Source organism: Nodosilinea sp. AN01ver1 (assembly GCF_050565655.1).
Taxonomy (GTDB): domain Bacteria; phylum Cyanobacteriota; class Cyanobacteriia; order Phormidesmidales; family Phormidesmidaceae; genus Nodosilinea.
In genome coordinates, this window is the sequence record NZ_JBNXVS010000005.1 from 125,452 (window position 1) to 144,352 (window position 18,901).

At 59.0% G+C, this 18,901-nt stretch carries 15 protein-coding genes and 1 pseudogene; 5 read left to right on the forward strand and 11 right to left on the reverse strand.

Annotated elements, in window-relative coordinates; translation table 11 throughout:
- Positions 1–2 precede the first annotated feature (2 nt).
- Both ACQ4N7_RS06815 and ACQ4N7_RS06820 read right to left on the reverse strand, forming a co-directional pair.
- Positions 3–2,903 (reverse strand): ATP-binding protein, encoded by a 2,901-nt coding sequence (locus ACQ4N7_RS06815; RefSeq protein WP_430710864.1) that lies wholly within the window; start codon positions 2,901–2,903, stop codon positions 3–5.
- Positions 2,900–4,207, reverse strand: a complete 1,308-nt coding sequence (locus ACQ4N7_RS06820; protein ID WP_430710865.1) for an ATP-binding protein — start codon at positions 4,205–4,207, stop codon at positions 2,900–2,902. The genes ACQ4N7_RS06815 and ACQ4N7_RS06820 overlap by 4 nt, the downstream gene beginning before the upstream one ends.
- Positions 4,208–4,310: 103 nt before the next feature.
- Here ACQ4N7_RS06820 and ACQ4N7_RS06825 point away from each other — a divergent pair, with 103 nt between their 5' ends.
- Positions 4,311–4,532 carry a hypothetical protein gene (locus ACQ4N7_RS06825; RefSeq protein ID WP_430710866.1) on the forward strand — a complete coding sequence of 74 codons (222 nt, stop codon included), beginning with the start codon at positions 4,311–4,313 and terminating at the stop codon, positions 4,530–4,532.
- Positions 4,533–4,766: 234 nt separating this feature from the next.
- Here ACQ4N7_RS06825 and ACQ4N7_RS06830 read toward each other — a convergent pair whose 3' ends face one another.
- Complete coding sequence (locus ACQ4N7_RS06830) at positions 4,767–4,946, reverse strand: DUF4278 domain-containing protein (protein WP_430710867.1); 180 nt, start codon at positions 4,944–4,946, stop codon at positions 4,767–4,769.
- Between the two features lie 311 nt (positions 4,947–5,257).
- Positions 5,258–7,393, reverse strand: a complete 2,136-nt coding sequence (locus tag ACQ4N7_RS06835; protein ID WP_430710868.1) for a cation:proton antiporter — start codon at positions 7,391–7,393, stop codon at positions 5,258–5,260.
- Positions 7,394–7,928: 535 nt separating this feature from the next.
- On the opposite strand from ACQ4N7_RS06835, the gene ACQ4N7_RS06840 reads away from it, so the two are divergent.
- Positions 7,929–8,360, forward strand: coding sequence for a transposase family protein (locus ACQ4N7_RS06840; RefSeq protein WP_430710869.1), 432 nt, complete (start codon positions 7,929–7,931; stop codon positions 8,358–8,360).
- Here the strand turns inward: ACQ4N7_RS06840 and ACQ4N7_RS06845 are convergent.
- Positions 8,357–8,488, reverse strand: coding sequence for a hypothetical protein (locus ACQ4N7_RS06845; RefSeq protein WP_430710922.1), 132 nt, complete (start codon positions 8,486–8,488; stop codon positions 8,357–8,359). The genes ACQ4N7_RS06840 and ACQ4N7_RS06845 overlap by 4 nt on opposite strands.
- A gap of 66 nt (positions 8,489–8,554) precedes the next feature.
- On the opposite strand from ACQ4N7_RS06845, the pseudogene ACQ4N7_RS06850 reads away from it, so the two are divergent.
- Positions 8,555–9,474, forward strand: a pseudogene (locus tag ACQ4N7_RS06850) (IS982 family transposase).
- Between the two features lie 357 nt (positions 9,475–9,831).
- Here ACQ4N7_RS06850 and ACQ4N7_RS06855 read toward each other — a convergent pair.
- The 6 genes from ACQ4N7_RS06855 to ACQ4N7_RS06880 all read right to left on the reverse strand — a co-directional run bounded on the left by ACQ4N7_RS06855 (position 9,832) and on the right by ACQ4N7_RS06880 (position 14,687).
- Entirely contained in the window at positions 9,832–10,701 is an 870-nt protein-coding gene (locus tag ACQ4N7_RS06855; RefSeq protein WP_430710870.1) for a BMC domain-containing protein, read from the reverse strand.
- 36 nt (positions 10,702–10,737) lie between these two features.
- Complete coding sequence (locus tag ACQ4N7_RS06860) at positions 10,738–11,424, reverse strand: hypothetical protein (protein WP_430710871.1); 687 nt, start codon at positions 11,422–11,424, stop codon at positions 10,738–10,740.
- Between the two features lie 45 nt (positions 11,425–11,469).
- A complete protein-coding gene (locus ACQ4N7_RS06865; protein ID WP_430710872.1) occupies positions 11,470–13,419 on the reverse strand; it encodes a ribulose bisphosphate carboxylase small subunit in 1,950 nt (649 codons plus the stop codon).
- Positions 13,420–13,576: 157 nt separating this feature from the next.
- Positions 13,577–13,879 (reverse strand): EutN/CcmL family microcompartment protein, encoded by a 303-nt coding sequence (locus tag ACQ4N7_RS06870; protein WP_017296878.1) that lies wholly within the window; start codon positions 13,877–13,879, stop codon positions 13,577–13,579.
- Between the two features lie 6 nt (positions 13,880–13,885).
- A complete protein-coding gene (locus ACQ4N7_RS06875; RefSeq protein ID WP_017296879.1) occupies positions 13,886–14,224 on the reverse strand; it encodes a carbon dioxide-concentrating mechanism protein CcmK in 339 nt (112 codons plus the stop codon).
- A gap of 154 nt (positions 14,225–14,378) precedes the next feature.
- Complete coding sequence (locus ACQ4N7_RS06880; protein ID WP_035985107.1) at positions 14,379–14,687, reverse strand: carbon dioxide-concentrating mechanism protein CcmK; 309 nt, start codon at positions 14,685–14,687, stop codon at positions 14,379–14,381.
- Between the two features lie 745 nt (positions 14,688–15,432).
- Here ACQ4N7_RS06880 and ACQ4N7_RS06885 point away from each other — a divergent pair.
- Together ACQ4N7_RS06885 and ACQ4N7_RS06890 are read left to right on the forward strand one after the other, a co-directional pair.
- The gene (locus ACQ4N7_RS06885) at positions 15,433–17,268 is read left to right on the forward strand and encodes an NAD(P)H-quinone oxidoreductase subunit F (RefSeq protein ID WP_430710873.1); all 1,836 of its coding nucleotides are present in this window, start codon (positions 15,433–15,435) and stop codon (positions 17,266–17,268) included.
- A 9-nt stretch (positions 17,269–17,277) separates the two neighbouring features.
- Complete coding sequence (locus tag ACQ4N7_RS06890; RefSeq protein ID WP_430710874.1) at positions 17,278–18,897, forward strand: NADH-quinone oxidoreductase subunit M; 1,620 nt, start codon at positions 17,278–17,280, stop codon at positions 18,895–18,897.
- Positions 18,898–18,901 lie beyond the last annotated feature (4 nt).

Sequence of the window (18,901 nt, forward strand, 5' to 3'; positions counted from 1 at the left end):
TACTAGGCAGAAAGATCGCCCTCGGCCCCTCGGCGGCGGGGTCGTTTCTCTAGCAGGTGGGCTGGGGCCTCTTGGCGGGCGTAGCTGACCAGATAGTCGTGCACCAGCTGGTAGCGATCGATAGGAATATCGGGCAGCAAAAATACCAGGCCCGACCCCACTAAAATATCGAGCACCAGGTTCATCTGCTCTTCTTGGTAGCTGGCTCCGCGCAGGTCGAGTTCTTCTTCCAGGTCTTCGCGGCTTTTTTGGGGGCGGTAGGGGCGGCCTTCGCGATCGATGTCGGTCAGCAGGTAGAGCACCAGACGAGCTAAGTCGGCATTTTCGGGGCCGCAGTCGCGCACAACGGTGCCCAAAAAGTTTTGCACCAGCGTTTCTTTGGGGTGGTTGCCCAGGGCCAGGTATTCAGCCAGGGTGTTGATCTCCTGACGCTGTAGCTGCGCCCCCACCACCTGCAGCTCAATTGGTCGCACCTCATCGATCGCGTTGGTCAAGTCGGCCACCAGGCGATCGATCAGGGCGGTTTCGAGGTAAAAGTGGGCGTCGTCGGTGAGGCGACGAATTAAAAACTTGGCGTCGGTGGCCTTAAAGTTGCCCAAATAGTAGCGGTAGTCGCGGCTGAGAATGTCGTTGTTGATGATGTCGAGGTCAAAGCCGCGCTCGATTTCGAGCAGGTAGTGCAGGTAGTCTTCCCGCAGGGCCAGCACCACCTTCAGGTAGGGAGTATTCAAACAGTCGCGCAAAAAGGCGTAGAAGTCGCGCCGCTGAAACAGCTCCACGGCTTCGACAAAAAATTCTTCAAACTGATCAAAAATCAGCACAATTTGTCGATAGCTTTGTTCGGTCAAATTTTTCAGGCGCGTAATCAGGTCGTCTGGGTCGATGGGAGCAGCGGGGGGAATGCCGTCGCTATCGCTCTGCTGCTGCAGGGCGCGGGCCAGGGCCTGGTTGACCTCGTCGGGCCAGTCGCGGTAGCTCTTGACCAGCACCGGCAGTGTCGATCGCCCCTCCGGAAACGACTTAGCCAGGGCGGGCATCAGCCCCGCGTAGAGAATGGAGCTTTTGCCCACCCCCGACGGCCCGTGGATGATAATCAGCGGGTAGCGGGCCTGCTCTAGTCGGTAGGTGAGGGCTTCGACATCGACCTGGCGGCCAGAGGCCTGAATTTCGGTGGCCAGGAGGAGCTGGGGCGATGGCCAGAGGCCGGTCGTTGACCATCGCTCCGGGGTGGCCAGGGGGTACTGCTGGGGCTGAATTTCGCCCGCCCCAATAAAGGCCCGCAGCCGAAACTGGGTATCGACCCGGCGCTGCTTGAGGGTGACCCCAAAGGCGGCCCGATAGTCTTTTTGCTGGTAGTACTGCCGTTGCAGAGTTTGCAGAATGCTGCGGTAGAGGGTCAGATCGGTTTTGGGGTCAGTGTTGTTGCAGGCGTCTTCGAGCAGGGCAATGGCGGTCTGGGGCTGGCCCTGGGCAATGTGGACGCGCCCCAGTAAATAGAAATACCAGCCCCGCTGATACTGGTTGGCCACCGCCAGCTCGGCGGCGGCGGCGGTTAGATCATTGGGCAACTCGTTGGGCAACTCGTCGGGTAAACCATCGGGGGATGGCCCCTCAGTCGTGACCACGCCGGCCTCGATCGCCCCCGCGATCGCCAAAATGTGCAACGCCCGCTCAGCCTGAACCTGGGCCGTGGCCGCATCGCCCTGGGCCAGAGCCACCTCGGCCAGATAGCCGTGGTCACGGGCCAGGCGCACGGGGTCCTGGCGGTGTAGGGTGAGCCCCTCTTCAGCGGTGCGGGCCAGGGCGGCCCAGGCCCCCAGCTTTTGCTGCACCTCAGCCAGGGCGTGAATAAACTTACCCACCAGCTCGGGCTGCTGCAAGTCGCGAAAAATGCGCAAACAGGCAGAAAAGTAGCCTTCAGCCTTGTGCAGCATGCGATCGTACACGACCCGCTGCAGTACCGCCTGGCTGCGGCAGGTGACTCCCAGGTAGAAGAGCAGAACGGCTTGTTTTTGGCGCGGGGCGGGGGGTGGCGGGGTGAGGAGATGGGAGGATGAAGCGGTGGGCTTGCCGTGAGCGGAGTCGAACGGCTTGCCGTGAGCGGAGTCGAACGGGAGAGCTGGGGCGTGGGTCGCTTTTTGCCAGTAGGTCAGGCTTTGCTCAAAGTGGTAGCGGGCAACATCGAGGTCGCTGCGGCCCAGGGCGTCGCGGCCCTTGAGAAAATCGAGGCTGGCTTTGAGTTCGTCACCCAGGCTGGCCTGGGTCTGGGCGATGTCGGCTACGGCAAACTCTAGCTCGGTGCGCAGGGCTGACCCCGGCTGATACTCAAAGGCCCCGGTGTGGTGGGGGCTGTCATCTCCCAGGGTGAGCATGGTGGCAAACAGAGCGTTGGCGTTGGCGTGCAGCGCGTAAATGAGCTCGCCGGGCGGATACTCAAAAGGGATAGGGGCGGCCGCAAAGCTCTTAAAGTCGGGGGCGTGGCGGGTGAGGCTGGCCAGGGTGCGATCGCTCACCCACAGCACCACCGGAAACGGCAGCGCCTTGGGAAAGGCGTTGCGGCCCAGGTTGGCGGCCTTAAACACCGCCGCAACGTTTTGCACCTGCTCTAGCCCGGTCACCATCAGGGCAAAGGGTGGATCGCCCAAGGGCTCGGCAGTCAGCGCCTGCAGCAGGGTCGTCATCTGGGCGGGCAGCGATCGCTCAATTACGGGGGCAGCTACCGGGGCAGCGGTTTGCAAATAGTCAACCACCAATCGCTGCAGGCGCGAGTAGTTGCACCGGGCCAGCACCAGCGAAAAGCGGTTGGGCCGCAGGGTAATGGCTCGCTGTAGTTCCGCCAGGGAGGCCTGGTTGTGGGCCAAAATTTCGGCGGTGCTGGCGCTGCTGGGGGCGACACTGCTCATGGCCGAGGCTGCTGGGCCAGCCAGCTGCGGTAGCGATCGGTCTCGGCCAGCAGCGGGTTGAGGCCAAACCAGCGGCCCTGGGCGTCGCGGTACTCGTACAAAAACAGGCTGCGCACCAAAATGTTGTAGTCTTCGTCGCCCTGCACGTCTCGGCGCGAGACTGCCTGCAGCAGCAGATCCCACTCGTGGTCGCTGACTAGGCCCACCAGGCTGTCGCGCTCATTGCGAATTACCGCCTCTAGAGTAGTGCGCAAAAAGGGCGGGTCTTGCTTCCGCAGACAGCCGTCCAGCAGCCGGATCAGGTTGCGCATGTGACCGCCGCTGACCTGGCAGAGGCGATCGAGGGTGGCCATCTCGTCAAAGACTTCGCCCACCGCATCAATCCGCTGGTTCACGTTTAGCTCAGGAAAGGCGCGAATCAGCACCATCTGCCGCAGCAGGGCCATGCCCGCTTCGTCGGAGTTGCCCTGGCGATCGCGCACCGGCACCATGGGCAGCACCATCGGGTTGGTGCCAAACCGATTCGACAGCCGCACCAGGTCGTTGGAAAACATTAGCTCCAGCGGAATGGTGTAGACCAGGTGGCAGTCGAGCTGCTTCAGCTGTTCGCCGCGATCGACAAAGATATACTCCGACTGCAGCCGCCCCTGGGAGCGCAGGGCGCTGTCGATGCGATCGAGGTTGTCCATAATCACCACCAGCCGGTTCTTGCCCTGCTGCTGAAGGCGATTGTTGGCCGGCACCAGCAGCTCGTCGTTAATGGCGGTGATGATGCTGCGGGTGCGTGGCTCCAGGTACTGCCGCAGCTGGCTGCGCATATCGGGGCTTTGCTTAGCCGAGGCGGTAATGCTGGCAATTCCTGCTGAAAAGCTCACGTCAGAGATTTCCATCGGCGTACGCAGGGTATCGGCCAGGTTTTGAAACAGGCCTTGCAGGTAGGTCGGTTTGGTGACAATACCAATTTTGTCGAGGTGCTCACTGATGTTGTGGGCGATGCTGAGCAAAATGTCCGAAATTTCGACATCGGCCATCTCTAAATCGCGGTCCGACTCGAAATAAACCACCTCGCAGCTGCGCTGGGTCAACCGATCCTGCAGGCGAAACAGCTCCGTCGATTTGCCGCAGCCAATGTGGCCGGTAAACAGCTGGGTAGTGGGGCGATTGCGGGCCAGGCGGGCGATCTTGCGCTCTAGCTCCTGCACAATGTCGCCGCCGCGCACGGTCGAAAAATCAATGTAGTAGCGCTTGCCCCGCAGCGGCTGGGTGGGGTCGCAGGCATCGTAAAACTGCTGTAGATCCAGCATAGGTCGTGGCCGTAGGGTTGCCTACAGGGTATCGCACCGCTGACCCCACCTGACTGACCTAGCGCGATAAGATAGGCCAGGTTCGTTACTCTCTATCAACTTCATGTCTATTTCTAAAGCCGAGGCCAAGCAGCTGCTAGAGCGAATGATTTTTGACGCCACCGATCCACAAGACTGGGTGCACGATGTGTGGGGTCTTAGCCCACTGATGGGCGACAGCGCTGCCAAACTGCTAGAGGCCTTCTACATTCTGATCGACTGCTGCCCCGACGAGCAGCTCGACAACCTGATCAAGGGGCTGTACCGAGACCAGCTAGAGTTTTAGCCGACAATTTTTGCCTGATGGATTGAGTCAATCAATTGCCATTAGCCTCGTCCGCAACCCAATTAAGCGGTGGTCATAGCGGCATTAGCAACATCAATGGCTACATCAGCACCTCAGCGCAATGCCGGTAAATTTTGCAGAAGCCACAACGCCCTGTTCACACGCCGTTTCACTTAAACGGCCACAAGCGGCACGAGGGCGTACCGCTTGTGGACTTGATCGGAGCTAGAAGACCTAGCGAGTGTAGCGACGACCCATGAAGTTTAGTTCTTCGGTAGGCTGCTGTCGCTGGATAACATTAAACTGCTTAACCTGAGAAGAACGACCGAGAAAAGTAACGGCCTCCTGGGTTTCGGTAGCAGCAATCGCGGGAGTGCTAGCGGTGTAGGTTTTGCCGAGAAAAGAAAGTTTCATAGGGGGCTCCTGGTAGTTTATTAGTAGGTGAAATAAGAAAAGCAGCGAGGAAGTTTTGTCGTTGTCTCTCTGCTGCTCTATTAAAAGAAACAGCCCAGCGCCTTTGTTTTCCTAAGAAAAATGAGTGTTTTGCATCGGCAACACAAGTGATGTGGATCACGCAGAAAATAGGATGAGATATCGCAGCAAAGATAAGGTGGGCAGTGCCCACCCTACAGCTGAAAAAATCCTCGCGCTTTTGACTCAGGGGAGATTAGCCAAAGGTTTAGCGTGACAATAATCTCGTTTGAACGGCGCTCAGGGTAGCCGCCCTAATCAGCGGTGGGTTTGGGTTGCAGCTTAAAGGGGTTGCGATCGCGGCGAATGGGGCGATCACTGCGCTGCGGGTGGGGCTCACCAACCAGAATGACCGAGCCAGCCAGCTGATCGACCAGGGGCGTGGTGCTGGCCCCAACGGTAAGTCCGTTGCCAACTCGACGACGCTGCAGGCGCAGCATGACCAAATCGTACTGCGACGCCGTTTTGACAATGGTAGATACCACATTGTCTCCGGCCACGAGGCGAATCTCGATTTCAACCTCGGTGGTTGGCAGTCGCTTGACCAGCAGCTCTAGCTGTTTGGTCAGGCGGTTGCGCTGTAGCTCTGAGGCTCGCGGACTGTGCACATGCAGCAGCGTAATTTTGGCCTGGCTGCGGCTGGCGAGCACCTGGGCAAACCGCAGGGTGCGCAGGGCCGCCGGGGATAGGTTCTCAATGGGCAGCAAAATATTCTTGCAGTTGGTAGGCGACTCCAGCAGGCGGGCGACCACTACTGGGCAGTGGGCCGACCAGAGAATGTTGTCTTGAATGTTGCTGAACAGCCGACCCCCCAGGCGCGATCGCGTACTCATACCCAGCACAATCAGGTTGGCATTCTCCTCGCGACTGACGTGGGAGATAGCCTGGGCTACGTTGTACTCAATTCTGAGGCGGGGGGCAATCTCCGCCTCCAGGGTGGCGCTAATCGACCGGGCGGCCTCCAGTCGCTGGCGGCTGTGGGCGATCGCGCGGGCCAGCTGCGGCGAATCCATTTGGGGCTGGGCCAGCGCCACCGCCAGCGGAATCACGCGCCCGTTTTCGTAGCGGGCCACGGCGGCGGCCAGCTCAATCAGCCGCTGCTCGGTGTCGGGGTTGTAGACCGGCACCACCACCGTAAACGACTCGGGAATGTCGCTCGGCGGGGGCAGCCAGTCGAGCACTTCGGTTTCGATCAGAGTGTCGTCTTCGATCAGCTGTCTGCCCGAGCGGGCGGTGACCAGCGGCCCCAAAATGGCCGTCACCAGCATCAGCAAAATGACGCTGTTAAACACCTCCGAATTAATAATCTCGGCTTCGTAGCCCACCAGCGCCGCCGCCAGCGTCGCCGCCACCTGCGGAATCGATAACGACCACATGGTCAGGGTTTCGGCCCAGCTGTAGCCGTAGAGCAATCGAGCCCCAAAGGAGGCCAGCCCCTTGGTCAGCAGCAGCATACCGACGACAATCAGCGGTAGCTCAAACGATCGCAAAATATCCCCAAAGGCCTGCAGGTCGAGCAGCAGCCCCATAGCGACAAAAAACATCGGAATAAACAGAACGCTGCCTAAAAATTCTGTTTTTTCCTTCACCGGGCCGTCGCCAATCACGCTGTTGATGGCGAGCCCGGCCAAAAAAGCCCCAATGATGTTTTCGACCCCAATCAGCTGGGCCCCCAGCGCGCAGAGAAACACAGACAGCATGACAAACAAGAACTGGTTGCCCTCGTCTTTGCCGGTTTTGCGAAAGAACAGCTTGCTGAGCTGTTTGAGGCCCACCAGCACGGCGATCGTGTAGAGGGCCAGCGAGCCCAGCAGGGTCGCCAGCTTGAGCGCCGAAAAATCGCCCTGGTTCACCCCTAGACAAATAGCCAGCACCAGCAGCGACCCAATATCGGTAAAGATGGTCGCCCCCACGGTGACCGTCACCGCCTCGTTGCCCACGATGCCCAACCGCTGCACGATGGGGTAGGCCAGCAGGGTGTGAGACGCCAGCAGCGAGCCAATCAGCACCGCCGCCAGCCAGCCAAAGTTAAACAGCAGCCCGATCGCGATGCCGCCCACCAGGGGAATGGCAAACGTCATCAGGCCGAAGGCCAGGGAGCGATCGCGGGTGCGCTGAAACAGGGCCATGTCGATTTCGAGCCCGGCCACAAACATGAGGTAGATTTTGCCAATCTCTGAGAACAGCGACATGATGTCGGAGTCGGGGTTGAGCCACCCCAACCCGCTGCCGCCAAACAACACCCCGGCCATGATCAGCCCAACCAGGCCCGGCAGCCGAAAGCGCTCAAACACGGGCGGCGTGACTAGCACGATCGCCAGCAGCAGCACAAAGGTTGTGATTGGCTCTTGCAGCGTTTCAGAAACAGGTTCTACCAGGAAAAGCGCCATAGTACTGCCTAACATAGAGAGAGCCAGGTCTCTGGGGACCTGGCTGCAGGGGTTGCGAACGGATTTGGACTTAGAATTTAAGTCTGTTCTACTAAGATTCAGGCTCCTTATCAGTTCTGTCTCTCTACCCAAAGAAAGACTTTATGTCTGCTCAGTCTTTAGGGGTAAAACACGTCATCGAGAACTATCCCGATGAACGGTGTATGACGGGTATAGGGATAAGGGATAACCTCAGGTTTGCTCAAACCATTTCCTTGCGTCTAATACCTGAGCCCGCTTTACCAAATCCGAATTATATAACCCCGGTTCAAAACAGGCCGTTTGCGCAGGGGCAAATGGTGTTTGCCCAGCCCAACCGGGTGTAGCCCAGGCGGATTCAGGATTAGCTGCTCATTCGGGCTATAGCCCCGCAAAACACCCCCCCAGCTAGTGCTGAGGGGTTTGTCAGAACGCTGTCTAAGCCAGGGCCATTTCATTCTCAAGGAAGGCTGAAGATGCTAAAGTTTCAGGCTAATTCACCTTTTCCCTAAAGCTTATGGATCTCCCTCCTCAATCCCCTGCTGTTGCCCCGCAGCCTAGCTTTGGGGCGCAGCCTGAGAGAATCGAGATCCTGGCAGCCTTCGCTAACCTGCCGGATGTGCGTAAAGCCTCTGGAAAGCGGCATCACACGGCTCTCTGCCTGGCGCTGTTTACCCTGGCAGTGACGGCGGGCAAGCGAGGGTTTCTGGCGATTGATGACTGGCTCAAGTGCTACCGTCGTGACCTAATTGCGCTCTTCAACCCGCCCAAAAGCCGTCTTCCCTCCTACAGCACGATTCGCCGGGTGCTGCTGAAGCTGGACTATGAGCAGTATTCAGCGGCCTCAGCTCAGTTCTTTGGCATAGGACCATTAGCCGGTGAAACCTTAGCCGTGGATGGCAAAGTCTTACGGAGATATTGTCAAATCTGGTGTATGGCTAGCAGCTAGGCGGCATCCTGCATCTGGGTCACATCGGTATTGTCATCAGCCCGGTATCCATCTTTGAACGGAACGCCTTCAATCACGTCGGCGAGGTGCTTGCAGCCTCGAATTCTGAGCCAACCTGAGTTCGACAACGAGCGAAGTGCTGAAAGAAAGGCTGAGGGTTACGCTCAAAGTGTTGAATTCTAAGCACCTCAGCCATGTCTTTGAGTCTAGCGCGCCTCGACCTGACCCAAATCTTCTGCGACGTCGACGACTTCTACCGCGAGTTTGAGCGGCTCTGTAAACGAGCTGTCCGCCGATTGCCGTGTGATGGCCAGCCTAAAGGCTATCAGTCCCGGTTGAGCATCAGCGAGGTGATGACCATCGTCATCGCCTTCCCTGGGTCGGGCTACCGAACCTTCAAGGATTTTTACAAGCAAAAAGTCCTGGCTGACTGGCGGGACGCCTTCCCCAATTTGGTCAGCTACGGACGGTTCGTAGAGCTGATGCCTTGGAGCTTTATGGCCTTAGTGAGCTTTCTAAACACGTGCTGTTTTGGTGAGGTCACCGGCATCAGTTTCATCGCTTCCACCTCGCTAGCCGTCTGTCACCTCAAGCGGGCCAAGGCTCACAAGACATTTAAGGGCTTGGCCGGTTGGGGCAAATCGTCGGTGGGGTGGTACTTCGGCTTCAAGCTGCACCTCATCATCAACGACTACGGCGAGTTGCTGGCGGTGTCTCTGACGCCGGGCAATACCGACAACCGCAAGCCGGTTCCCGAAATGACCCAAGACCTGATTGGAAAACTGTTTGGAGATCGAGGGTATATTTCGCAAGCCCTCTTTGAGTCGCTTTTTGAGCGTGGCCTAGAGCTGATGACCAAACGGCGCAAGAACATGAAAAACGCCCTGATGCCGCTGCTCGACAAAATTCTGCTGCGCAAGCGTCCGATTATCGAGACGGTCAATGACCAGCTCAAAAACCTCTGCCAGATCGAGCATTCGCGCCACCGCACAGTCCCTTCAACTTATTCGTCAACCTGGTCTCGGGCCTGATCGCCTACGCCTACCACCCCGATAAACCCTCGTTGGGTATCCCAGATAATGAGCTTAGAGTCCTGCCACAAGCCGCTTTTTAACTGTCGAACTCAGGTTCACCCAGCGATTCGTCCCCGACAGCTGTCCCCCAAACGGCAAGTAGAAGTTCTCAAAACTCAGTTGTCCTGGGCTCGATTGGCGGTACATCGGGCTCTGCGTCCAAGAATTTCAGCGGCAATGCACCATTTTCCTTGCACTTTACCAGCTCTCAACCACGCTGAATCACCCTGTCGGCTTAGCTTTGGATATTTTTTCGGCAAGCCCTATTTAAAACGTCGCTGGGTGCAGATGTCCAAGACATAGAATTTCTGCTCAAATCAAGAATCGATCAAGGCTGATCATAATGTCCGGAAAAGCCAATGGCGATATGTTCCTAAAGCTAACCCTCCCTTGATTGCCTAAAGTTCCTCGTCGGCTAGCTCGCGATCTTCCAACGTTAGTTCTAGAGATAGGGGTTCGGCCTCTTCTGCCGCTGCTTCGATCAACACCGGCTCGGCTTCGACCTCTTCCTGCTTGACTTCCAGGTTGAGAGGGATGCGCAGGGGCTCGGGCTGCTCCTGCTCCATCTCCATGACGGGCAGCGACTCGACCAGGTCGTCGAGGGGGCGAGGAATGACCATGACGGCATGGAGTTCACCAATGCGCTCGGCCTCGTGCATGCCGGCCTCGATCGCGATCGCCACGTTGGGCAGCGACCCCCGAATTAAGATCGTGCAGAGCCCCTCGCCAATCGCCTCATGGGACATCAGCTGTACGTCGGCGCTCTTGGTCATTGCGTCGGCGGCTCCCACCATGGCCGGGAAGCCCCGCGTTTCGAGCAGACCAATAGCCTGACTGCCCAGTTTGCCTCCGGCCTCACTGCGCAGCTCATCCCAGCGAGCGCAAATGGGCAGCACCGCCTCCAGGTTCGGCAAGGGGCGCGGGATTAGGGAAGACGAGACAAACTGGCCAAACTCCTGAGCCGTTTCGACGCCAGCCTCGACAGCCATGCGCACGTCGGCAACGCCGCCTCTCACAATGGCGGTACAGTGTCCGCCGCCGGTTTTCTCATAGCCCACCAGCAGCACATCGGCAGCTTTGAGCATGGCGTCGGCAGTGCCCACCACCGCCGGAAAACTCTCCGTCGACACCATCCCCAAGGCGGCCCCACGATACTTGTCGCGCCGCTGAGCTTCCGTCGGCCTGGGAGCGGGCGTTGCCAGGGTCAGCCGTTTGGGCGCACCAGACTTGAGGTCAAGGGGCAAGGCTAGTTTGCCGTCGGGTTGCATAGGGTGCCTCTGCACAGGGGTGTCTGCTTCTCCATTCTACGGCTTGTCTTCTGAGGTAGCGCCATTAAGCGCCTGACGATGGGGAAATAGGGTGGATAGGAGATGATTAACCTGGGCTTTGCCGTAGACCGAGGACCCGTTTAGGCGGCTGCCGTTGGCGATGTTGCCGTTGGCGGTATTGCCGTTAGCGGTGTTGCCGTTGGAGCCACCGTATTGAGTACTCTCATCCTGGGTGATGGCAGGCTGACTACCGCTGCTTGAATTGTATTCAGCCCTTCCAGCGGCGACAGGGGCGCGATTTTCTGCTGAAGAAGCCGCGCCAACGACGAACCCACCACTGGAAGACTGGGCCTGATTCGGAACGGGTTGACTTGGATCACCCACTAGCGAGCCGGGTGCCACCACCTGAGAAGCTCCCAGGTTAGGGTTAATGACTGTGCTGTTGGAGCCAATGCAAGTGTGCTGGCCAACGGAGCCGTGGCCAACAATTAGCACACCGCTGCCCAGGCTCACTCCAGGTTCCAGAACCAAATCTCCCTGGCGGGCCTGCACCACTACATCGGCCCCCAGGCAGACCCCCGCCGAAACGACCAAACGACAACCCGGTGCTGCCCCCAGCAGTACACCGGGGGCCACAGCTACCCCCGGTGCCAAATCCACATTCCCTTGGATATGGCCGTTGGTAGACGGGTTACTGGCCTGGGCGGGTACTACCACGGTCAACGATCTTTACCTTATGGGCGTTGTGGGGTACTAGACGCGCTAACGTCAAGGGCGCTGGATAGTCGCCTCAAGCACGCGCTTTTTCACCTTGGGGTCAATGCCAATCAAGCGCACATACTGACCCGAGTGATTGCGCAGCTGAGACTCTAAGGCGGCTAGCACATCTGAGGTTCGGTTGCCCTCTAGGGCACCGGCGGTTTGCCAGGCTCCACTGCGGTAGCGGCGCACGTCAGCGTGCTCTAGGCTGAGCCGATAGCCCTGGTCAACCAGCTGGTTGACCTGCTGCACCAAATCTTGGGAGAGGCCGCCCATTGGGGCTGAGCCATTGCTCGCTGTCGGGCTAGATGCCGGAGCCGAATAGGACGCCCCAGAAGCCCCACCAGACGAAGCCTTAGAGCCCGGACGCTGGACGGTCACGGCAGACACGCGGCGCTTAGCTTTGGGATCAATGCCAAAGACTCGCACGTACTCATTGGGGTGCTCAGCGATACAGGTATTGATCGCGGCCATGACGTCACCCTCGCGGGTGCTGCCAATGGGGGTGCAAGACTGCCACACGTTGCTCTTGTAGCGGCGGGCATCGGCGTGCTCGGCCCCCACGTGAAACCCCTGGTTGAGCCACTGGCGCACCTGCTGCGCCACATCGCCTGAGGCTTTGCCAGAACTGCCGTTAGAGCTAGACGAAGCATAGCCGACGCTAGAGGAACTGGCGGACGGCGCACCTCCGCTGACCGGCCTGCCATCGGGGCGCTGAATGGTGATGGGAGCAATGCGGCGCTTGGCCTGGGGATCGATGCCAAACAGACGCACGTACTCGCCAGAGTGCTCGGCCAGGCAGCGCTCCAGCGCCCCAAACACTTCGCCTTCGCGGGAAGACTGAATGGGGGAGCAGGTTTGCCACACGTTGCTGCTGTAGCGGCGCGCATCGGCGTGCTCGGTGCCGATGCGGTATCCCTGGCTGAGGTACTGGCGCACCTGCTGCACCACCTCTGCCGACAGAGGACCGCTGGACGACGATGATGCAGCCGGAGCCGGACGATAGGCTCCATGACTGGAGGGCGCTGCTACCGAACTACTGCCGCTAACCGCCACGGGCTTACCGTCGGCCCGCTGGATGGTGATGGGGGCAACCCGCTGCTTGGCCCTGGGATCGATACCAAACATGCGCACGTACTCACCGGAGTGCTGAGACAGGCAGGCTTCTAGGGCAGCCATCACCTCAGACTCTCGGTTGGATTGAATGGGGCTGCAGGTCTGCCAAACGCCGCTGCGGTAGCGGCGAGAGTCGGCGTGCTCGGTACCAATGGTCAAGCCCTGGGCCAGATATTGACGGGCCCGCTGGACAACGTCGGGGGGTAGCAGTTGAGAAGTCATAGTGCCAAATCCATCACGTTCGTTTGAGTCTGCTGTGCGGTAGGAGGAAGCGGAGTCAGTGGACTCACGCCATTCGGTCGGGGGTGCAAAGCCCGACGTCTCTGAAAGCTCGTTAACCAGAGCCCGATCGGCAGGGCCAACATCGGGTAAGCTATCGGCTTGATGCTGCTGAGTAATCACCGACCCGGAGGGCACCAGTTTACCCGGCGGCACGGCCACATCCTGCACCAGGGCGTGCATCATCACGACGCAGCCAGCCCCCAGGCGGGCGTTGTATAGCGTTGAGCGAAAGCCAATGAAGCAGTCGGGGCCGATGTAGACCGGGCTCTGCACCAGGACTTTGTAGGCCAGAAAGGCGCGATCGCCCACCCAGACTGCGTAAGACACGCGATCGTCGCCCAGCACTCGCCCCTGGGTACGACCGTAGACTGTGGTGCCCTCCTGCAAAACGCTGGCCGAGCCGAGGCGCACCGTGGCGTTGGGGTCGGCCTGCACCGTTACCCCTGCCGCCAGCATAGCCCCTGGATCTACCATCACCTGCCCATGTACCTGGGCCAAGGGGTGAATCCGAGATGCCCGCGCTGTCTGGGTCGGAGATGCCGCTGGTGTGCGGATCGCCATTGCTACACATCCTCCAAAAGAACCCTTGAACGACCGAGCCCCGAAGGCGCGATCGAAGCCGTCAAAGAGCTAGTCTAACCACCATCCCGACAGACCAACCTGGCCTGGACTACAGAGAGCGCCTTGAGTTGTGCCCTAAGTAATGCCCCACGTGCGTTTAGCTAAAATCATCCCGCTTGTTGTAGAGGTTACCGCTGTCGAGACTAACGGTATCAACAATGGCAATTACCGCCGCATCCACCGGACGATTTTCGTAGCCGTGATGCTGGCGGGCCCCGCTACCCTGGGTAATCAGTACCCATTCGCCAGGCCCGGCCCCCACCACATCGGCGGCAACGGTATAGTCGGGCAGCAAATCGCCCGTTTCGCTAATGAGCTGCACTAGCAAAAACTTAGCGCCACTCAAGCTGGGCTCTTTACAGGTGCTGACTACCGTGCCGCGAACCTTAGCCAAGAGCATAGCGACCTATCTGCCGTAGGGGCGGATACCGCTGACGCTCTCTCTAAATTGCTCTACCGCTTCGGTGTAGCGAATGGGCAGCACAAACTCAAGGTTTTCGTGGGGACGGGCGATGATGTGGGTGGAAAGCACCTGACCACCGTTAACCCGCTTGACGTTCTCAATGCCAGCCGCAACCGAGGCCTGAACCTCAGACACGTCGCCGCGAATAATGACGGTAACGCGACCGCTGCCGATTTTTTCGTAGCCTACCAGGGTAACGCGGGCCGCTTTTACCATCGCGTCAGCTGCTTCTACCACAGCGGGAAAGCCCAGCGTTTCAACCATGCCAACAGCAATTGCCATTCTTTTTGTATCCTTTTTTTAGAGATTAGAGACGCCTAGTGGCATGCCGAGACAGACCTGCCGCTTACAGCTACAGCTGTAGCTACAGGGACTGGGGCACACCTAAATATCGTTTAGACCGCGAACCTGAAACCCAGAAGAAGTGCTTTGGAGCCTAGGTTCTAAACTGCTCGACTGCTTCGGTGTAGCGAATGGGCAGCACAAATTCGAGGTTTTCGTGGGGACGAGCAATGATGTGGGTAGACAGCACTTCGCCACCGTTGACGCGTTTGGCAGACTCAATTCCTGCCGATACCGAGGCCTGCACCTCAGACACATCGCCCCGCACGATTACCGTGACGCGACCGCTGCCGATTTTCTCATAGCCCACCAGAGTGACCCGGGCCGCTTTTACCATGGCGTCAGCCGCTTCTACTACCGCCGGAAAACCGAGCGTTTCAATCATTCCAACAGCAATTGGCATAGTCGAGATCTCCTTATATATTTTTAGACAACCCTGGGTTTACCTAGCACGTCTCACCCGTTATCCGGGCATGGAAAAACAGCTCCCGAAAAATAAAAAACCGGGAATCGCCTCTGGAAAGCAAAAACGCTGGATTGCCCAAAAATTCTTGATGACAGATTAAGCATAGGTGTCCGTAGTCACTTTTGCAATATAAGCCTCAATGATTGTTGCTAATGTTGAGTATTATTAAAACTTATGACGCAAAGCTTTTTCTAATGCAATCAATCCACAACAAGAAGAGAGTGCTTACTCACTCTCGCTCGGGCTCGTCGGGCTGGCTTATTCGACTCGTTGGCCTCTAAAGTTGGGTTTTGATCAGCGATCGCTGACGTTAAGCATTTTTTATAGATTGGTTCAGAACTCGCCGATTTTGGACAAAGAGGCCGATTGGGAATCAGGTAGAATATCAAACAAAGTGTTGCCATAGCGGCCTGGAGGCTCAATCGGCGGTGTTTTCGCCGCTGCCAAGCTAGAAAACTCAGCCCAGTCATGGGGTCGTTGTCGCAGACGGTTCTGGTGAGAAAATTTTGCGACAACGGCAGGGAACGGTTGCGGTAGTGCGGCTGGGGGGCGATCGCCCTCACGTTGTTTCTGCAGCTTGATTGGGTCAAAGGGCTGGTCTCAGCTTGGAGTAACCCCCGAGGTAGAGCAGGTCAATAGCGCCGCTGGTGCAAAGGGTGAGGTGTTGTCAGAGAGCGTTGGAATGGCCCAGTTTTTTGTAGAAACCAGCTGGCTGCTGCCCGTCTACGGCCTGATGGGAGCTTTGCTGTCGCTGCCCTGGTCGACGGGTTTGGTTCGCCGTACGGGTCCCCGCCCAGCGGTCTACCTGAACATCGCCATGACCCTGCTGGCTTTTAGCCACGGGCTGTTGGCCTTTCGAGGTATTTGGAATCAGGGGCCTCAGGAGCTGCTGTTTCCGTGGTTTGATTTCGCCGATTTACACCTCACCCTGGCTCTCGATATTTCGGTGCTCAACCTGGGTGCCCTGGAGTTAATTACAGGGCTGAGCCTGCTGGCCCAGGTCTTTGCGCTGGGCTACCTGGAAAAAGACTGGGCCCTGGCCCGGTTCTACGGCCTGATGGGCTTTTTTGAGGCGGCCATGAGCGGGCTGGTGCTGAGTGGGTCGCTGTTTGTCTCCTACTCGCTGCTGGAGATGCTAACGCTGTCTACCTACCTGCTGGTGGGCTTTTGGTATGCCCAGCCCCTGGTTGTCACCGCCGCCCGCGACGCGTTTTTGACCAAGCGCATTGGCGACGTGCTGCTGCTGATGGGGGTGGTGGTTTTGGCCTCGCTGGCGGGCAGCCTCAACTTCAACGACCTGTACGAATGGGTCAAGGTGGAGGGGCTTTCGCCGGCAATGGCGACTCTGCTGGGGCTGGCGTTAATTGCTGGCCCGATTGGCAAATGTGCTCAGTTTCCGCTGCACCTGTGGCTCGATGAGGCCATGGAAGGCCCCAACCCTGCCTCTATTTTGAGAAACTCAGTGGTGGTCACCTGCGGGGCCTACGTGCTGATTCGGCTGCAGCCGATTGTGGTTCTGTCGCCCGTGGCCCTAGGCACCCTGGTTGTGCTCGGTACGATAACCGCGATCGGGGCCTCCCTGGTGGCGCTGGCTCAGATTGACCTCAAGCGCACCTTCTCTTACTCCACCAGCGCCTACCTGGGGCTGGTGTTTATCGCAGTGGGGACCGAGTGGCCTGGGGTGGCGTTTACGCTGCTGCTCACCCATGCCGTGGCCAAGGCGCTGATCTTCATGGCGGTGGGGTCCATCATTACCACGACCAACTGCCAGAATCTGACCGAGCTGGGCGGTCTGGGGCGCAAAATGCCCGCGACAACACTCGCCTACGTGACCGGTGCACTGGGGATGGTGGGGGTGCTGCCCCTGGGCTGCTTTTGGGGCCTGCGGATGGGGGCCGACTTTCTCAGCGGCGACTACCCGCTGCTGGCGGGCGTATTTTTTGTCGTCAATGGTCTCACCGCCCTCAATCTGACTCGGGTCTTTCGCCTGGTGTTTTTGGGCCATGCCCAACCCAAGACTCGGCGCGCCCCGGAGGTGCCCTGGCCGATGGCGGTGCCCATGGTGGCGCTGACCGTGGTAACGCTCTTGGTGCCCGTGATCATGGGTAAGCTGGCGCTGCTGCCCCCCTGGGAATATATCAACCCGCCGGTTACAGCCCTGATGCTGGTATCGGGGTGGGTAGGGGTAGCCGCCGGAACCAGGGTGTCGCTGTCGAAGTCGCTGGCGCGATCGCTGAATCGCCCCCTGCGCATTGCCCAAGACCTGCTGGCCTACGATTTCTACACCGAGCGGCTGTACGAAAAAACGGTAGTGGCCGCGGTGGCAAGTCTGGCCCGGTTGAGCAACTGGTTTGACCAGTACGTCGTTGATGGACTGGTAAACGGCGTCGGTCTGGCCTCTTTGTTTGGCGGTGAGGGGCTTAAATACAGCGCCTCTGGACAGTCGCAGCTCTACCTGCTGACCATTATTACGGGGGTAGGACTGCTCGGAATTTTTATGACCTGGACGCTTTGGTAACCGTTGGCCATGCTAAGCATGCTAATTTTAATTCCGCTGGTGGGTGCCCTGGTGCTGTGCCTGTGGCCCGGCCCGCTGGAGTCGAAGACCGCCAAGCTGATCAGCGGCGCTTCCCTGGCGTTTACCCTGGGCTGGGTGGGGCTGCTAGCAACCCGGTTTGAGCTGGCAACACCGGGCTTTCAGTTTGAGGAACTGCTGCCCTGGGTAGAGCCGCTGGGGTTAAGCTACCGCCTCGGTCTCGACGGCCTGTCGCTGCCGCTGCTGGTGGTAAACAGCCTGCTGGGCCTGGTGGCCATCTACATCAGCGATCCGAAGCTGCACCGGGTGCGGCTCTATTACATTCTGCTGCTGGTGATTAACAGCGCTGTAGCGGGGGCATTTTTGGCCGCTAACCTGCTGCTGTTCTTTATTTTCTATGAGCTAGAGCTGATTCCGCTGTACCTGCTGATTGCGATCTGGGGCGGGGCGCGACGCGGCTATGCGGCCACCAAGTTTTTGATCTACACCGCCCTGTCGGGGGTGCTGATTTTGGGCGCGTTTTTGGGCCTGGTGTGGCTGTCGGGCAACACCAGCTTTGACTACGACAGCGGCCTGGCCGCCGCCCTGCCCCTGGCTCAGCAGGTGACGCTGCTGGTCGCGCTGCTGGTGGGTTTTGGCATTAAGGTGCCGCTGTTTCCGTTTCACACCTGGCTGCCCGACGCCCACGTAGAGGCCTCGACCCCGGTTTCGGTCCTGCTGGCGGGGGTGCTGCTAAAGCTGGGCACCTACGGCGTCGTGCGGTTTGGCCTGGGGCTGCTGCCCGATGCCTGGATGGCCCTGGCCCCCTGGATGGCGACCTGGGCCGTCGTCAGCGTGCTCTACGGGTCGCTGGCGGCGATCGCCCAAACCGACATGAAAAAAATGGTGGCCTACAGCTCGATTGGCCACATGGGCTACGTGCTGCTGGCGGCCGCCGCCTCAACCCCGCTGAGCATTGTGGCGACCGTGTTTCAAATGATTAGCCACGGGCTGATTTCGGCGCTGCTGTTTTTGCTGGTGGGGGTCGTGTACAAAACCACCGGCACCCGCGACCTGACGGTACTGCGCGGCCTGCTCAACCCCGAGCGGGGTCTGCCCTTTGTCGGATCGATGATGATCCTGGGGGTGATGGCCAGCGCTGGGATTCCCGGTATGGTGGGCTTTATTTCAGAATTTTTGGTGTTTCGGGGCAGCTTTTTGATCTTTCCGGTGCAGACGCTGCTCTGTATGGTGGGCTCAGGCCTGACGGCGGTGTACTTTTTGCTGCTGGTCAACCGGGCCTTCTTTGGCCGCCTGGCGATCGCCCCCCCGACCGATATGCCCCAGATCGATCTGGTGCTGCCCCAGGTCAGCTGGCGCGATCGCGTTCCCGCCCTGGGCCTGGCCGCTCTGATTGTGGCCTTTGGCCTGCAGCCCAGCTGGCTCTCCCGCTGGAGCGAACACATCACCCTGGTACTGCACCAGCCCTACCAGGAGTTTGTGCAGGCTAGAACCCGGTCGGCCCCGGCTCAACCGCCCGCCACCTTGGCGGACACTCTGCCCAATCCTGCCTTGGTCGCCCCGGCCCTGACTATGCCTCTGCCGACGGCCTCTGTCCCCGTTGCTCCCTAACGCC

Coding starts and splice junctions, on each gene's coding strand:
- ACQ4N7_RS06815 (WP_430710864.1), bottom strand. CDS start 2,903: ATGAGCAGTGTCGCCCCCAGCAGCGCCAGCACCGCCGAAATTTTGGCC.
- ACQ4N7_RS06820 (WP_430710865.1), bottom strand. CDS start 4,207: ATGCTGGATCTACAGCAGTTTTACGATGCCTGCGACCCCACCCAGCCG.
- ACQ4N7_RS06825 (WP_430710866.1), top strand. CDS start 4,311: ATGTCTATTTCTAAAGCCGAGGCCAAGCAGCTGCTAGAGCGAATGATT.
- ACQ4N7_RS06830 (WP_430710867.1), bottom strand. CDS start 4,946: ATGAAACTTTCTTTTCTCGGCAAAACCTACACCGCTAGCACTCCCGCG.
- ACQ4N7_RS06835 (WP_430710868.1), bottom strand. CDS start 7,393: ATGGCGCTTTTCCTGGTAGAACCTGTTTCTGAAACGCTGCAAGAGCCA.
- ACQ4N7_RS06840 (WP_430710869.1), top strand. CDS start 7,929: ATGGATCTCCCTCCTCAATCCCCTGCTGTTGCCCCGCAGCCTAGCTTT.
- ACQ4N7_RS06855 (WP_430710870.1), bottom strand. CDS start 10,701: ATGCAACCCGACGGCAAACTAGCCTTGCCCCTTGACCTCAAGTCTGGT.
- ACQ4N7_RS06865 (WP_430710872.1), bottom strand. CDS start 13,419: ATGGCGATCCGCACACCAGCGGCATCTCCGACCCAGACAGCGCGGGCA.
- ACQ4N7_RS06870 (WP_017296878.1), bottom strand. CDS start 13,879: ATGCTCTTGGCTAAGGTTCGCGGCACGGTAGTCAGCACCTGTAAAGAG.
- ACQ4N7_RS06875 (WP_017296879.1), bottom strand. CDS start 14,224: ATGGCAATTGCTGTTGGCATGGTTGAAACGCTGGGCTTTCCCGCTGTG.
- ACQ4N7_RS06880 (WP_035985107.1), bottom strand. CDS start 14,687: ATGCCAATTGCTGTTGGAATGATTGAAACGCTCGGTTTTCCGGCGGTA.
- ACQ4N7_RS06885 (WP_430710873.1), top strand. CDS start 15,433: ATGGCCCAGTTTTTTGTAGAAACCAGCTGGCTGCTGCCCGTCTACGGC.
- ACQ4N7_RS06890 (WP_430710874.1), top strand. CDS start 17,278: ATGCTAAGCATGCTAATTTTAATTCCGCTGGTGGGTGCCCTGGTGCTG.